The organism is Pseudomonas sp. URMO17WK12:I11, from assembly GCF_007677725.1.
In the GTDB taxonomy this organism is placed as follows: domain Bacteria; phylum Pseudomonadota; class Gammaproteobacteria; order Pseudomonadales; family Pseudomonadaceae; genus Aquipseudomonas.
The window spans coordinates 113,542-128,106 of sequence record NZ_VEDF01000004.1 but is presented as its reverse complement, the minus strand read 5'-3'; the positions used below and the strand labels follow the sequence as shown (position 1 = coordinate 128,106).

Sequence of the window (14,565 nt, the reverse complement as noted above, 5' to 3'; positions counted from 1 at the left end):
CGGCGCCTGCCACTTGCCATCACCTGCCGTCAGGCCGCTTGTGCGGCCAGGCGGTTACTGACGTTGCGACCCAACACCAGCACGGTGACGAAGCCGCAGCCGACCAGGGCGGTCGCCAGGCTCATCAGCACCGCGCTGCCCAACTGGTCGACGATGCGCCCACCGAAGAACGAGCCCAACGCGATGATCACCTGGAACATGGCCACGAACAGCGGCATGCCGCGTTCGACGTCCTTCGGCGCGACCACGAACATCCAGATGCTGGCGCACGCCGGGAATGCCCCGAACGCGAAGCCCCACAAGGCGATCAGCATGCCAGCGCCGCTCAGGCTGGTGGCGAAGTGCGGAAACAGCGCCGTACTGACGCCAATCAGCAGCGCCACCAGCAGCAACGTGTAGCGCACGCTCTGGTTGGCAGCGAAGCCGGCGAACAGGTTGCCGACCACCCCAGCCACGCCGTAGAGCAGCAACAGCGAGCCAATGGTCGGGCCATCGAAGCCGGCGCTCTGTTTGAAGAACGGTGCGACGTAGGTGTATGCGGCAAAGTGCGCAAGCCCGATCAACAGCACCGCGATCAAGCCCACGCGCGCCAACGGGTTGATGAACAGCGCCGGCAGGTCACGCACGTGAATGGCCTTGTCAGGATTCAAGCGCGGCAGGAAGCACACTTGCGCGAGCAGCACCGGGATGCCCACCAACGCTGTGACGAGAAAGGTCATGCGCCAGCCCATCAAGCCGCTGAGCCAGGTGCCCACCGGGACGCCAAGCACCGTGGCCAAGGTGACCCCGACCATGATGATCGACGTCGCCTGGGCCACGCCCACGCCCCGCGGCGCCAGGCGGCTGCTCAGGGCAATGGCAGTGGCCCAGAAGCCACCGATACTGATGCCCAGCAGCACGCGGCCGAACAGCAGCAGGGTGAAATCACTGGCGTAGGCCACGACCGTATTGGCGATGATCATGATCAGCGTCAGGCCAATCAGCAGGTAGCGCCGGTCCATCCCGCCGATGCCCACCGACAGCAGGGGCGCAGCCAGGGCGGCCATGATGCCGGGCAAGGTCACCATCAAGCCGGCATGACCGGCACTGATGCCCAGGTCGCTGGCTACATCGTTGAGCACACCTACGGGCAAAAATTCGCTGGTCACCAGCGCGAAGGCGCCGACGGCTACGGAGAGTATCGCCAGCCATTGCTGGCTCACGCGCTGTTCATTGTGTTCGGGACGGCCGTGAGAGGCCTGACCGGAAGTCGGCATGGGGCGGGGCTCCAAGAGGGAAGATCGCCTGTTATGGGCGGTACGAGCGGGGGGATTGGCGGCGATTATACGAACCGCGTGTGCAGCTGGCACAGAAACGCGGTTCGATAATAAACATCGATGAGATTGATCTGAGCACCGTGGCTAGGCGGCGCGCGCCGCATCACCCCTCGGCGACCCCCTGGTCTTCACCCAGGAAACCACCGCTCTGGTGCTGCCACAGCCGGGCGTAGGTGCCTTTTCTGGCCAGCAGCTCAGCGTGGGTGCCTTGCTCGATGATGCGCCCTTCGTCCATCACGATCAGCCGGTCCATGGCAGCGATGGTCGAGAGCCGGTGGGCGATGGCGATGACGGTCTTGCCTTGCATCATCTCGTCGAGACTTTCCTGGATGGCCACCTCGACCTCGGAATCGAGGGCGCTGGTGGCTTCGTCCAGCAGCAGGATCGGCGCGTTCTTCAGCATCACCCGGGCGATGGCCACGCGCTGGCGCTGGCCGCCCGAGAGCTTGATGCCGCGCTCGCCGACCAGGGTGTCGTAGCCGCTGTTGCCATCGCGGTCGCTGAGCTGACGGATGAAATCGTCGGCTTGGGCATTGCGCGCGGCGCGTTGGATATCGTCGTCGCTGGCGTCGGGCCGACCGTAGGCGATGTTGTCGCGAATCGAACGGTGCAGCAGGGAGGTGTCCTGGGTGACCATGCCGATGGCGCTGCGCAGGCTGTCCTGGGTCACCTTGGCGATGTCCTGGCCATCGATGCGGATCACGCCGTTGTCGACGTCATAGAAGCGCAGCAACAGGTTGATCAAGGTCGACTTGCCGGCGCCGGATCGGCCTACCAGGCCGACTTTCTCGCCGGGGCGTATGTGCAGCGTCAGGCCATCGAGCACCTGACGCTCGCCATTGTAGTTGAAGCTGACGTTATCGAAGCTGACCTCGCCGCCACGGGTTTGCAGCACGCCGGCATTGGGTACGTCCTGCACCTTGGGGCCGCGCGTGAGGGTGTCCATGCCGTCCTGCACGGTGCCGATGTTTTCGAACAGCGAAGTCATCTGCCACATGATCCAGTGCGACATGCCATTGATGCGCAAGGCCATCGCGGTGATCGCAGCCACCGCGCCGGTGCCGACCTGGCCTTGGTGCCAGAGCCACAACGCATAGCCGCCTGCGCCGAAAATCAGCCCGACCACCAATGCCTGGTTGACGATCTCGAACTGGCTGACCAGGCGCATCTGGCGGAACCCGGTCTGTTTGAAGTCTTCCATCGCGGCACGTGCGAAGTGCGCCTCGCGCTTTGAGTGGGAAAACAACTTGACCGTGGTGATGTTGGTATAGGCATCCGACACACGCCCGGTCATCGACGAGCGCGCGTGGGCCTGCTCCTGACCCACCTTGCCCAGGCGCGGCACGAAATACAGCATGGCCAGGCCGAAGAGGGCGAGCCAGGCCAGAAATGGCAGCATCAGCTTGGGCGCGAAGCCGCCCGCCAAGGCAATGATGGCGATGAAGTACACCCCGATGCCCGGCACGATCTCGATCACCGTGAACAGCACTTCACGCACGGCCAGGGCGGTCTGCATCACTTTGGTGGTAACCCGGCCGGAGAACTCATCGGAGAAGAACGACAGGCTCTGGCGCAGCATCAGCCGGTGGAAATCCCAGCGCAGCCGCAGCGGCAGGTTGATCGCCAGCACCTGATGCTGCATCAGCGTGCGCAACGCTACCAGCACGACGCTGGCCACCAGCAGTAGGCCCACACCCCACAGCACGCGCGCTTCCTGCGCGGTGACTCCACCGCCGGCCTGCCATTTCGACAGCAGGTCGACCACCTGACCCAGGAAGGAGAACAGCCAGGCCTCGTAGATCGACACCCCGGCGCTGAACACCGCCAGCGCCAGGATATAGCCGCGCGCACCGCGCGTGCAGGCCCAGAGAAAACGCAGCAGGCCAACCGGTGGTGGTGGCGCCTCATCAGGCGGGAAAGGGTCTAGCCAGCGTTCGAACGCACGAAACATGGGGGTCTCCGAAAACAGGGTTTTGCCTAGCTGCGACAAGAACAACCGCCGCAACGTTCATCACAGTACCCAGGTCGGCCACCCTAACGCAGATTTACGCGTAAATAATCGGCATTTGAGCATGAGCCATCTTGATGCTTAGGTGCATTGCGACTAATACTTAAGCGCTGCCTAGAAGAGGGATGGTCATGCAGACGCGTTTCGTCGTGGTTCCAGCGTTACCCGAGCACCGAGAGTGCCTGCCCAGGCGCGTCGGTTTCCCCCAGGCATTGGGCAAGGGCTACGACCTTTATGACACCTTCGACAAGCTCAGGCTGACCCTGAATTTCGCAACCCGTGCAGAAGCTGACTATGCCTGCGCATGCCGCAATGGCTTGTGTAGCGTGGGTGAGGAATCGTGCGAGGGGAGTGGTGGTGTGTTGCGCGGAGCCGAAGGGCTAGGGCGGACGCTGCCGCCCTAGTGACAGCTGGGCGCTATCAACGATCTTGATCGGTTTGCTGGGTCTGGGTATTGCCCTGCGAACCTTGCTCGCTCATGTTGCCTTGATCCGCCGGCATCTGCTTGTCGCTGCCGGCCTGCCCACCTTGGCTGCCGGTATCCTTGGACTGCTCCCAGCCTTCATCCATCTTGTCGTCAGGTTTCTGACCTTGCTGATGGCCCTGCTGCTGACCCCCCTGCTGCGAGCCAGCCATGCCCCCCTGACCGCCGGTGTTACCGGTATTGGCCTGGTCGCTGCCACCTTGGTTCATGTTGTTGTCTTGATTGTTAGCCATGATCGCTTACCTCAAGTCGAACACAGAAGATTCTGTGTTTCCTTGTGACTGATCGGCAGCGTGCTCTGCTGCAACGGGCAGCGGTGATTCGGACGAGGCGCACGAACCAACCCCGGTCGAACAATTAGCGCGTCAAATCCAGTCGCTGCTCCGCCCGGCGTCAACTGCTCACAGGCAGTTGAACGTTGCCTCGGGCCGAGCCCTCTTACCTGCATCAGCGTGCGAGGAGGATTCGACATGAGCATCGAACGTAGCATTCCTGAACTGGCGGCCTGGTATGCCCAGTACGACGACATCAGCTATCGCCGAGCGTCGCCGGACGCGTACCACCATGAGTTGGTTCGTACCGCCGAGGCCTTGCGCGACGACGGCATTATCGACTGGGACGACTGGTTGGCGCTCAAGGCGCTGGCAGATCAGGCCCACGTGCATGCCCTCGAAGACGCCGTGCAGGCCCACGTGAGCGACCCAGACGCATGAAAACGCTGAAAATCGCCACGTTCAACATCAATGGCATCCGTAGCCGTCTGCCGGCATTGCTCGCCTGGCTTGAACGCGAGCAGCCTGATATTGCCTGTCTGCAAGAGCTCAAAGCGCCAGATACGCAATTTCCGCGCGCCGAGATCGAGGCCGCCGGTTACGGCTGCCTATGGCAAGGCCAACCCTCGTGGAATGGCGTGGCGATCCTGGCGCGCGACGGTGAGCCGCTGGAGGTGCGACGCGGCCTGCCAGGGATGGAGGATGACACCCAGAGCCGCTACCTGGAAGCGGCAGTGCACGGCTTGCTGGTCGGCTGCCTGTACCTGCCCAACGGCAACCCGCAACCGGGGCCAAAGTTCGCGTACAAGTTGCGCTGGTTCGACTGCTTGCTTGAACATGCCAAGACGCTGCAGGGCAGTGGACATCCCACGGTGCTGACTGGTGACTTCAACGTCGTGCCCACTGACCAGGACATCTACAACACCCGCTCCTGGCTCAAGGACGCGTTGCTGCAGCCTGAGTCGCGCGAGCGCTACCAGCAGTTGCTGGCGCAGGGCTGGGTCGATGCGATTCGTCACCTACACCCTGATGAGCAGGTGTACACCTTCTGGGATTATTTCCGCAAGCACTGGGAGCGCAACGCCGGCTTGCGCATCGACCACCTGCTGCTCAACCCGGAGCTTGCGCCCTACCTCAAGCGCGCCGGTGTCGATGCCTGGGTCCGTAACGAAGCCAAGGCCAGCGACCATGCGCCGGCCTGGATCGAGGTGGGTGGGCGCAAGCGCTAGCTCACAACAGTTTGTCAAGGGTGATCGGGAATTCCCTGATCCGTTTGCCGGTGGCGTGGTAGATGGCATTGGCGACTGCCGCAGCCACGCCGACGACCCCGATCTCACCCACGCCCTTGGAACCCAGCGCGTTGACGATGTCGTCATCCTCCTTGACGAAGATCACCTCGATGTCGTTCACATCTGCGTTCACCGGCACGTGGTATTCAGCCAGGTTGTGGTTGAGGATCCGCCCCAGGTGATGATCGGTCTGCGAATGCTCGTGCAGCGCCATGCCGATGCCCCAGACCACGCCGCCCAGAATCTGGCTGCGCGCAGTCTTCGGATTGACCACCCGGCCTGCCGCCACGGCGCTGACCACGCGGCTGACCTTGATGGTGCCGAGTGCTTCGTCGACCTGTACTTCAACGAATACCGCCGAGTGGGTGGCAGTGGAGAACGGCGTGCGTTTGGCGCTGGGTTCGGCGTCGATCTGCACCTCGACGAAGCCATCGGCGGACTTGCCGGCGATGTCTGCCAGAGCGATACGTTGAGCGTCGGCATGCAGGTAGCCGTCGGCAAAGCGGATATCCTCCACCGCCACACCCGCCAGTGCCGGATAGGCCTGACGTGCGCTTTCCAGCAGCTTGCCGCGCAGGATCTCGCAGGCCTGCTGGACTGCCGAGCCTACCGATGACACGGTAAACGAGCCGCCCTGCAAGGGCGCCTTGGGCAGCGAGGAGTCGCCCAGCAGGAACGTGGTGTCGGCGAGCTTGACCCCCGCCGCATCAGCAGCGATCTGGGTCATCACTGTGTAGGTGCCGGTGCCGATATCGGTCGTGGCGCTGCTGACCGTCAACTTGCCCTGAGCGTCGAGGCGCGCCTTGGCGCTGGCCTTCATCTGCATCGATTCCCACACCCCGCCGGCCATGCCCCAGCCGACCAGTTGCTTGCCCTCACGCATGCTGCGGGGCGTGGCGTCACGCTTGTGCCAACCGAATTGCGCGGCGCCTTGGTCATAGCAGGCCAGCAATTCCTTGCTCGAATAGGGCTTGCCCTCGTTGCCGTTGTGGTCAGCGAAATTGCGCCGACGCAGCTCCACAGGGTCGAGGCCGGCCGCGCAGGCCAGCTCGTCCATCGCGCACTCCAGTGCCAGTACCCCAGAGCCAGCGCCAGGCGCGCGCATGTCCAGCGGGGTATAGACATCCAGTGGAGTCAGGCGATAGCTCAGCGCGACGTTATCGCACTGGTAGAGCATGCCGCTCCACTCCACCAGGTGCTCGGTGAAATCCTCGAAACGCGAGGTCTGGCCGATGGCGTCGTGAGCGATGGCTTGCAACTTGCCGCTGGCATCCACCCCCAGGCGCAGGCGCTGCTGGGTGCGCGGTCGGTAGCCAAAGGTGAACATCTGCTGGCGGGTGAGCGTAACCCGCACTGACCGTTTGAGCTGCAGTGCTGCCATGACTGCCAGGGGCAACTGATACTGCGGGCGCAAGCCGGAGCCGAAGGCGCCACCGACATAGGCGGCCAGCACGCGTACATTTTCCTTGGCCAGGCCGAACACGTTGTGCAGGTAGTCCTGACAATTCTGCGTGCCCTGGGTCTTGTCGTGGATCTCCAGCTTCCCGTCAGCCTTGTACAGCACCGTGGAGGCGTGCGGCTCCATGGGGTTGTGGTGCTCGTTGGCCGTAAGGTAGGTGGCATCGACCTGGACCGCCGCCTGGGCGAACTGCCCGGCAAAGTCGCCACGGGGCTTGGGCGTTTCCGCCGGCGCTTCATGGCTGTCGGCCAAGACCGCCAGCATGTCGGTCTGATGGGCTTGGGCGCTGTACTCGATCTTCACCAAGGAGCCTGCATAGCGGGCGAGCTCAAGGTTTTGCGCAATCACCAGGGCCAGCGGCTGGCCGCTGTACAACACCTGGTCGTTGTACAGGGGGCGAAACGGCGAACCCTCGGCCGCGTCATCGTCGCTGTAGTCGTCGTCGTAGCTGGAGATGTGCGGGCGGTTGAGGTGATCGATCACTGCCACCACGCCTGGCACCTTCAGCGCTTCGCTGGCATCGATACGCAGTACCTTGCCGCTGGCCACGGTGCTCGACACTACGCTGCCGTGCAGCAGATCGGCCTCGGGGTACTCGCCCGCATAACGCGCTTGGCCAGTGACTTTGGCAACGCCGTCAACGCGGTCCAACGGCTTGCCGACATTAGGGGTCATGCTGTTCATGCTCTGGCTCCTGTGAAGGCGTCACCGAAAGCTGCCTCGTCCAAGGCGCGTATGATGGCGCGATGGGCAAGCGGCACTTTGAAGGCGTTCTGGCTCAACGGTGCGGCTGTTTGCAGCAGCACATCCGCCGCCTGGGCGAACAGGGCCGGGGCGGGCGCCTGACCTTTGAGGATCTGTTCAGCGGCGGGGTCGCGCCAAGGCTTGTGGGCAACGCCGCCCAATGCCAGCCTTGCATCCTGGATGACGCCTTGTTCGATGTGCAGGGCCGCGGCCACCGAGATCAGGGCGAACGCATAAGATGCCCGGTCACGAATCTTCAGGTAGCGCGCATGGGCGGTGAAAGACGGGGCCGGCAGCTCGATGGCAGTGATCAGTTCATCGTCTGCCAGGTGGTTGTCGCGCTGCGGTTGATCGCCAGGCAAGCGGTGGAACTCGGCGAAGGGGATCTGGCGCTCGCCGTTGCGGCCTTGGACATGCACCACAGCCTCCAGCGCTGCAAGGGCCACGCACATATCAGAAGGATGAGTTGCCACGCAGGCGTCGCTCGCACCGAGGATCGCATGGCTGCGGTTCAAGCCATCGCGCGCGGGGCAGCCACTGCCAGGCTCACGCTTGTTGCAGGGCGTGCCGGTGTCGTAGAAGTAATAACAGCGCGTGCGCTGCAACAGATTGCCGCCCGTGCTGGCCATGTTTCGCAGTTGCGGCGATGCGCCTGCCAGGATGGCTTGGGACAACAGTGGATAACTCTGTTCCACCAGCGGATGCCAGGCCAGCTCCGCGTTGCTGACCAGCGCCCCGATGCGTAGACCGCCAGTGGCAGTCTGCTCGACGTCCTTGAGAGCCAGGCCGGAAATGTCGATCAGGCGCTCTGGGCGCAGCACGTTTTCCTTCATCAGGTCGAGCAGGTTGGTGCCGCCGGCGATAAAGCGCGATGTCAGGCCGCTGAGGCTGATGGCTTCGTTGACCGATGCAGGCTTGTGGTAGCTGAACGGTGTCATTTGCGCACCTCACGCATCTGCGGCAGGGCTTCTTCCACGGCGGCGACGATGTTGCTGTAGGCCCCGCAGCGGCACAGATTGCCGCTCATCTGCTCACGAATCGCATCGCGGCTATCGGCTCGCCCTTCATTGGCCAGGCCGATGGCCGAGCAGATCTGCCCTGGCGTGCAGTAGCCACACTGAAACGCATCGTTGGCGATGAAGGCGCGCTGCATCGGGTGCAGCTGCTCGCCATCGGCCACGCCCTCGATGGTCACCAACTCGGCACCATCGCACATGATCGCCAGAGTCAGGCAGGCATTGACCCGCCGCCCGTCGCGCAGCACCGTACAGGCACCGCACTGGCCGTGGTCGCAGCCTTTCTTGGTGCCGACCAGGTCGAGTTGCTCACGCAGCAGGTCGAGCAGGGTGGTCCACGGCAGCACCTGTAGCGTGCGCGGCTGGCCGTTGATCGTCAGGCTGATGGAGTGCTCTTTGGCACCCTCTGGAATGATCGCGTTCATGGGTGATCCTCACGGTTGGTCACTTCTTGCCCGGTAACACCGAGCTAAGTACCTGTTTGGCGGTTTGTACGATGATTCCAGCTTGGTCGGGGTCGCCTTTGAGCAAGGTGCTGGCGAACTTCTTGGCCTGTTCGAGCTTGATGTGCGGGGGCAGTGGCGCGACGTTGGGGTCGGTCTTGAATTCGATCAGTACCGGGCGGTCAGCGGCCAAGGCTTTTTCCCAGGCGCCGGCGACGTCTTCTTCACGCTCGACGTAGATGCCTTGCAGACCAATGGAGATGGCGAACAGGTGATAGGGCACATCCGGGATCGACTGCGAAGCCTCGAACTTTGGATCGCCCTCCATTACCCGCTGCTCCCAGGTGACCTGGTTGAGGTCCTCGTTGTTGAACACCGCGCAGATCCACTGCGGGTTCTCCCATTGCTGCCAGTATTTGGCCACAGTGATCAGTTCCGACAGGTTGCTCATTTGCATGGCGCCGTCGCCAACCAGGGCAATCACCGCTTGCTGCGGGTGGGCGAACTTGGCAGCGATGGCGTAGGGCACCGCAGCGCCCATGCTGGCGAGCCCGCCTGACAGCGAGCACTGCATGCCTGCGCGGATCTGCAGGTCGCGGGCGAACCAGTTGGCGCAGGAGCCCGAGTCGCTGCTGATGATGGCGTTGTCCGGCAGGCGCGGTGACAGTTCATAGACCACCCGCTGCGGGTTGATCGGATCGGCCTTGACCAAGGCCCGTTGTTCCAGGGTCTTGTCCCAGTCGGCCCGCCAGCGCTCGACCTTGCTGCGCCATTTGCGCTCGTTTTTTTCCTCGAGCAGCGGCAACAGGGCGCGCAGGGTCTGCGCAGCGTCGCCAACCAGGTTGACTTCCATCGGGTAACGCAGGCTGAGCATGTCGGGTTGCAGGTCGATCTGCACGCCACGTGCCTGGCCTTCCTTGGGCAAAAATTCCGAATACGGAAAGCCCGAGCCGATCATCAGCAAGGTGTCGCACTCGTCCATCAAGTGGTAACTCGGCTCGGTGCCCAGCAGGCCGATCGAGCCGGTGACCCAGGGCAGGTCGTCGGGCAGTACGGCCTTGCCCAGCAGCGCCTTGGCCACCCCGGCGCCAAGCTTTTCAGCCACGGCAGCCACTTCCTCACTGGCGTCCAGTGCCCCGGCGCCAACCAACAGGGCAACCTTGCGGCCGGCATTGAGCACCTCGGCTGCCCGCTGCAGATCGTCCTCGAACGGCACCACTTTGGGTTTGCTGTAGCCGACACCAGAGTGGACCGTGCCGTGAGACCGAGGCGGATCGTTGTAGGGCAGTTCCTGCAGGTCATTGGGCAGGATCACGGCGGTAACGCGGCGCTCACCGACGGCTGTGCGCACTGCCCGGTCAAGCAGGTGACGGACCTGCTCTGGGGTTGAGGCTTGCTGCACGAAGGCCCCCGCCACATCCTTGAACATCGACACCAGGTCGAGCTCCTGCTGGTAGTGCCCACCCAGCGCAGCGCGCGCTTGCTGGCCGACGATGGCGAGCACCGGTTGATGGTCCATGCGCGCATCGTAGAGGCCGGTCAGCAAATGCGACGCGCCTGGCCCGGAGGTGGCGATGCACACGCCCAGCTCGCCGGTGAACTTGGCGTGGGCACTGGCCATGAACGCGGCCATCTCTTCGTGGCGGGCCTGGATGAATTCGATCTTGCCACCAGCGCGATTGAGCGCGCCGAACACGCCGTTGATGCCATCGCCCGGGTAGCCGAAGATGCGCCGTACGCCCCATTGATACAGACGCTCTACCAAAAAGTCGCCTACCGTGCCTGTCATTGTCCTCTCCCGGTGTGTACTCGATAGGGGTCTGGACTTGACCGGCTCGGGGAAAGTTTCAATGCATGTGATGACCGTCGGTTCACTGGAACCTATCGCTCGCCATCTCGTTCACACCTCAAAGTGAAACGATTAGGCAGCCACTTATGGTGAATTTTGCTGAGGCATACCTGTTACCCGTGCAGACGCTGCAGTTCGAAGATGACGGCGCGACCCCCAATAGCGGTCTGCCGGTACTGATTTACCGAATCCAAACGCCTATGACAGCTGCCTCGCCTGCCGCATTCGAAGCGCTGTTCGCACGGCACCACTGGACCCCGTTGTGGCGCGACGGGATCTTCCCCTACCACCATTTTCATCCCAACGCCCACGAAGCATTGGGCATCTGCGCAGGGCGTGCGCAGGTGATGCTGGGCGGCGAGGGCGGCTTGCAATTAGATCTTCAAGCAGGCGACGTGGTGTTGTTACCGGCCGGTACCGGACATTGCTGCCTGACGTCGAGCGAGGATTTCCTGGTGGTCGGCGCGTATCCACGCGGCCAGGAAGATTACGCCACGTCAAGATCTGGAAAAGCCGCGCATGCGCAAGCACTGACGCGCATCGCGCGCGTCAGCACACCAGCGCAGAATCCGCTCACCGGCGCGCCTATGACCGAATGGAGCGGGTGCTCGTCCGTTCGTCGCTCGCGGTAGCTGCGCGGCTGAACGCTGCACCGCAAGGGTGCCTCGGACTATCAGGACCAGGCAGAACGGTGCGCCAGCGCCGTGACTTGCCTATCAGCCGCCCTTTCAGGAAACAGGTGAAGTCAAATGTGTGAAGCGATCGTCCAGACCTGTGATGCCTTTGCGGCACTGGCGCCGCTGCCATGGAGCGCGGGGAGTATCGACCCGGTGGCAGGCCTGCCAGGTGGCAAGGCTGTGCAGGGTGTTGCAAAGCGCGAACGGCTGGTGAAACCGAAGATGCGCTTGCGCGCCATTGTGGTGCGTGACGGCCAGCCCGTGTCCGTCGAGGTGCGCTGGGGCTGGGTGCCTGATTGGTCGATGGGCGCGCGTGCACCGCTGACTCATTTGTCTCTGGAGCAGGTCATGCGCGCCAGTCAGTACGCCCGACTGCGTGGGCAGGGCCGCGCCTTGATTCCTGTGGAAGGTTGGTATGAATCGACGGTCGATGGCCCTCAAGCCAAGCGTACGCGCCAGGCATTCGTCACGTCGCGCAGTGCAGGTCCGCTATTCCTCGCAGCCATCGCGCATGTCGGCGAGCATCCCAGCGGCTGTGATGGCCTGGCACTGGTAACCCATGATGCAGGCAGTGGGACGGAACTGCTCGCACTGGACGCCCAGGCGGCACAGGCCTGGCTGGCCACCGATCTGGACTGGCAACGCGCGCAGACCTTGGCCAACAGCGTGATCGGGGAGGCCCAGCTCGAGCAGCTGTTCATTGCCAAGCGTCAGCAGACGGGCACGCAGCGCAAGGCGTTCGGCTTGGCGGGGTGAAAGATCTACCTCGCTTTTTAACCTGGCGCGATCCATTTGCAGGAGCGACCTCGTGTCGCGGAAGGGCCGCAAAGCGGCCCTGGCAATACCGGTTGCGAAGCTGCAAGCCTGGGGGGGGCGCCGCGCAGCCCTATTGCGAGGCAAAGCCGCTCCAAGAAATTGGACACCCCGCAAGACAGTCTTTCTATCGATGCTTTTGCAGGGCTGCGATCAACTGCGCCTTGGTCATGCGCGAGCGGCCCTTGATGTCCTTGCTGCGCGCCTCCTTGAGCAAGCTTTCCTTGGTTTGGCTTTCCAGCGAATCGCTCGACGAACGCGCATGACCCTCACGGGTCTTGGCGGCGCGCTTGGCAGAGTCGGAGCGTGCTGTTTTCTTCTCGTGCGCAGACGTCTTTTTGCCCGAGCCGCCAGATTTTTCGCCGCCGCCTGATTGTTTGTTTACCGTCGCCCAGGCGCGGGATTCGGCCTCGTCCTTGTTCATGCCCTTGTGCTCGTAACTTTCCTCGATGTGCTCGGCTTTGCGCTTTTGCTTTTCGGTGTACTTGTCTTTGTCGCCACGTGCCATGGTCCTTTCTCCTCGCAGTTTCTTCCGAACAGTTGAATGCCGCGCCGCGCGGCAGTGCCTTTGGCTAGACGAGCGGCAGGTTATCGGTCATTGACCTGAGACAGTGGTTTGGCCACCTCTTCCAAGGATCGACGCTCCGCCGCAACGCCCCAAAGCGCTTGGGTCAAGCCAGCGATGACCATCAGGGCGGCGCCGATCAGATAACCGACCAACACATTGGCGCGCTCACCTGATTCGATCAGCGCGCCGAACAGGGTCGGGCCGATCAGGCCGCCCAGGGCGGTGCCAAAGGCATAGAATACGGCGATCGCCAGGGCGCGAATCTCTAGCGGGAATGTCTCCGCCACAGTGAGATACGCTGAACTGGCTGCTGCCGAAGCAAAGAAGAAAATCACCATCCAGGCCAGGGTTTGCTGCGTGACGTCAATCAGCTGCTGCTCGAACAGGTAACCGCTGAACGCCAGCAGAGCGCCGGATATCAAGTAGGTGGCGCTGATCATCACGCGCCGCCCGATGACATCGAACAGCCGGCCAAGCAACAGCGGACCACAGAAGTTACCGAGCGCGAACGGCAGGATGTACCAGCCCACCTTGGCTGCCGGCACGCCGTAGAAGTCGGTCAATACCAGGGCATAGGTGAAAAAAATTGCATTGTAGAAAAAAGCCTGGGCGCTCAGCAGGGTCAGGCCGACCCAGGCGCGGCGCCGATGCGTGACGAACAGGGTGCGCATCACCTCTGCCAAAGGCGTGTGCTGGCGGGCGCGCAGGCGCAGTGGCGGCGCTTGGAGCGGCGGCAGGTCGATACCCCGCGCGCGGTATTGCCGCTCGATGCTGGCGACTACCCGTTCTGCTTCAGCTGGCTGGTCGTGGATCATTAACCAGCGTGGACTTTCAGGGATCCACAGACGCATGAGCATGATCAACAGACCCAATACCGCACCGATGCCAAAGCACAGACGCCATCCCAGATCTCCTCCGGCAATCGCGGGGTCGAGCAAGTACACCGCACCGATTGCGCCCAATGCAGCACCCAACCAGAACGTGCCGTTGATGGTCAGATCGACCCAACCGCGATAGCGCGCCGGGGTGAATTCCTGGATGGTCGAGTTGATGGCCGTGTATTCCCCGCCAATGCCTGCGCCTGTCAGAAAGCGCAACAGCAGGAAGCTCCAGAAATCCCAGGCAAAAGCGGTAGCCGCGGTCGCGCCGATATAAAGAAACAAGGTGATGAAAAACAGTTTGCGGCGTCCCAGTCGATCGGTCAGCCAACCGAAAAACAAGGCACCGATTACTGCGCCGCCGATATAAGCCGCGCCGGCCAAGCCGATGTCTGTGTTACTCATGGCCAATGCCGGGCTGCTTTTCAGCGCACCGGAAACTGCGCCGGCCAATGTCACTTCGAGTCCGTCCAGCAGCCAGGTGATGCCCAGCGCGAACACCAACAGGGTATGAAAGCGAGTCCAAGGCAGGCGGTCGAGGCGGGCGGGGATATCCGTTGTGTACAGGCGCTCTTGGGACGAAGTGCTGGATTGCTGCACGGCCCGAGTCGTCATGCCAGCTCCTGAGATTCAACAACCTGTCAGCGGCTTGAGGGTAGCTGCTGATCAGCACGGTCGTCGCATCGAGTGATGTTTCGGCGACCGCTACCGATCAACAGAGAGTAGATGTTGCGGTTTGCACGTGGGTC

At 62.9% G+C, this 14,565-nt stretch carries 14 protein-coding genes; 5 read left to right on the top strand and 9 right to left on the bottom strand.

The features are described 5' to 3' along the window. Positions 1 to 29 precede the first annotated feature (29 nt). Both FS665_RS09350 and FS665_RS09345 read right to left on the bottom strand, forming a co-directional pair. Entirely contained in the window at positions 30 to 1,256 is a 1,227-nt protein-coding gene (locus FS665_RS09350; protein WP_145186752.1) for an MFS transporter, read from the bottom strand. Between the two features lie 163 nt (positions 1,257 to 1,419). Further along, positions 1,420 to 3,267 (bottom strand): ABC transporter ATP-binding protein, encoded by a 1,848-nt coding sequence (locus tag FS665_RS09345; protein WP_145186750.1) that lies wholly within the window; start codon positions 3,265 to 3,267, stop codon positions 1,420 to 1,422. 182 nt (positions 3,268 to 3,449) lie between these two features. Between FS665_RS09345 and FS665_RS09340 the strand changes: the two genes are divergently transcribed. Then, complete coding sequence (locus tag FS665_RS09340) at positions 3,450 to 3,728, top strand: hypothetical protein (RefSeq protein ID WP_256675072.1); 279 nt, start codon at positions 3,450 to 3,452, stop codon at positions 3,726 to 3,728. Positions 3,729 to 3,744: 16 nt separating this feature from the next. On the opposite strand, the gene FS665_RS09335 is transcribed toward FS665_RS09340, so the two are convergent. Beyond that, the gene (locus FS665_RS09335) at positions 3,745 to 4,041 is read right to left on the bottom strand and encodes a hypothetical protein (protein WP_145186747.1); all 297 of its coding nucleotides are present in this window, start codon (positions 4,039 to 4,041) and stop codon (positions 3,745 to 3,747) included. A 237-nt stretch (positions 4,042 to 4,278) separates the two neighbouring features. Here FS665_RS09335 and FS665_RS09330 point away from each other — a divergent pair, with 237 nt between their 5' ends. Together FS665_RS09330 and xth are read left to right on the top strand one after the other, a co-directional pair. Next, entirely contained in the window at positions 4,279 to 4,521 is a 243-nt protein-coding gene (locus FS665_RS09330; protein ID WP_145186745.1) for a hypothetical protein, read from the top strand. Beyond that, entirely contained in the window at positions 4,518 to 5,309 is a 792-nt protein-coding gene (gene xth / locus FS665_RS09325; RefSeq protein WP_145186742.1) for an exodeoxyribonuclease III, read from the top strand. The genes FS665_RS09330 and xth overlap by 4 nt, the downstream gene beginning before the upstream one ends. A 1-nt stretch (position 5,310) precedes the next feature. On the opposite strand, the gene FS665_RS09320 is transcribed toward xth, so the two are convergent. From FS665_RS09320 to FS665_RS09305, 4 genes are read right to left on the bottom strand one after another with little or no spacing between them, the layout of a single operon-like run. Next, complete coding sequence (locus tag FS665_RS09320; protein WP_145186738.1) at positions 5,311 to 7,512, bottom strand: xanthine dehydrogenase family protein molybdopterin-binding subunit; 2,202 nt, start codon at positions 7,510 to 7,512, stop codon at positions 5,311 to 5,313. After that, positions 7,509 to 8,510 (bottom strand): xanthine dehydrogenase family protein subunit M, encoded by a 1,002-nt coding sequence (locus FS665_RS09315; protein ID WP_145186735.1) that lies wholly within the window; start codon positions 8,508 to 8,510, stop codon positions 7,509 to 7,511. The genes FS665_RS09320 and FS665_RS09315 overlap by 4 nt, the downstream gene beginning before the upstream one ends. Then, positions 8,507 to 9,013 carry a (2Fe-2S)-binding protein gene (locus FS665_RS09310; RefSeq protein ID WP_145186732.1) on the bottom strand — a complete coding sequence of 169 codons (507 nt, stop codon included), beginning with the start codon at positions 9,011 to 9,013 and terminating at the stop codon, positions 8,507 to 8,509. Before FS665_RS09310 ends, FS665_RS09315 begins: the two co-directional genes overlap by 4 nt. Positions 9,014 to 9,032: 19 nt before the next feature. Continuing rightward, on the bottom strand, positions 9,033 to 10,820 hold the full coding sequence (locus FS665_RS09305) for a thiamine pyrophosphate-requiring protein (protein WP_145186729.1): 1,788 nt from the start codon (positions 10,818 to 10,820) through the stop codon (positions 9,033 to 9,035). Between the two features lie 146 nt (positions 10,821 to 10,966). On the opposite strand from FS665_RS09305, the gene FS665_RS09300 reads away from it, so the two are divergent. Further along, a complete protein-coding gene (locus tag FS665_RS09300; protein ID WP_145186725.1) occupies positions 10,967 to 11,512 on the top strand; it encodes a cupin domain-containing protein in 546 nt (181 codons plus the stop codon). 117 nt (positions 11,513 to 11,629) lie between these two features. After that, entirely contained in the window at positions 11,630 to 12,313 is a 684-nt protein-coding gene (locus FS665_RS09295; protein ID WP_145186722.1) for an SOS response-associated peptidase family protein, read from the top strand. A gap of 184 nt (positions 12,314 to 12,497) precedes the next feature. On the opposite strand, the gene FS665_RS09290 is transcribed toward FS665_RS09295, so the two are convergent. Both FS665_RS09290 and FS665_RS09285 read right to left on the bottom strand, forming a co-directional pair. After that, positions 12,498 to 12,878: a termination factor Rho gene (locus tag FS665_RS09290; RefSeq protein ID WP_145186719.1), complete on the bottom strand. Its 381-nt coding sequence runs from the start codon at positions 12,876 to 12,878 to the stop codon at positions 12,498 to 12,500. Positions 12,879 to 12,958: 80 nt separating this feature from the next. Continuing rightward, positions 12,959 to 14,431 carry an MFS transporter gene (locus FS665_RS09285; RefSeq protein ID WP_145186716.1) on the bottom strand — a complete coding sequence of 491 codons (1,473 nt, stop codon included), beginning with the start codon at positions 14,429 to 14,431 and terminating at the stop codon, positions 12,959 to 12,961. Positions 14,432 to 14,565 lie beyond the last annotated feature (134 nt).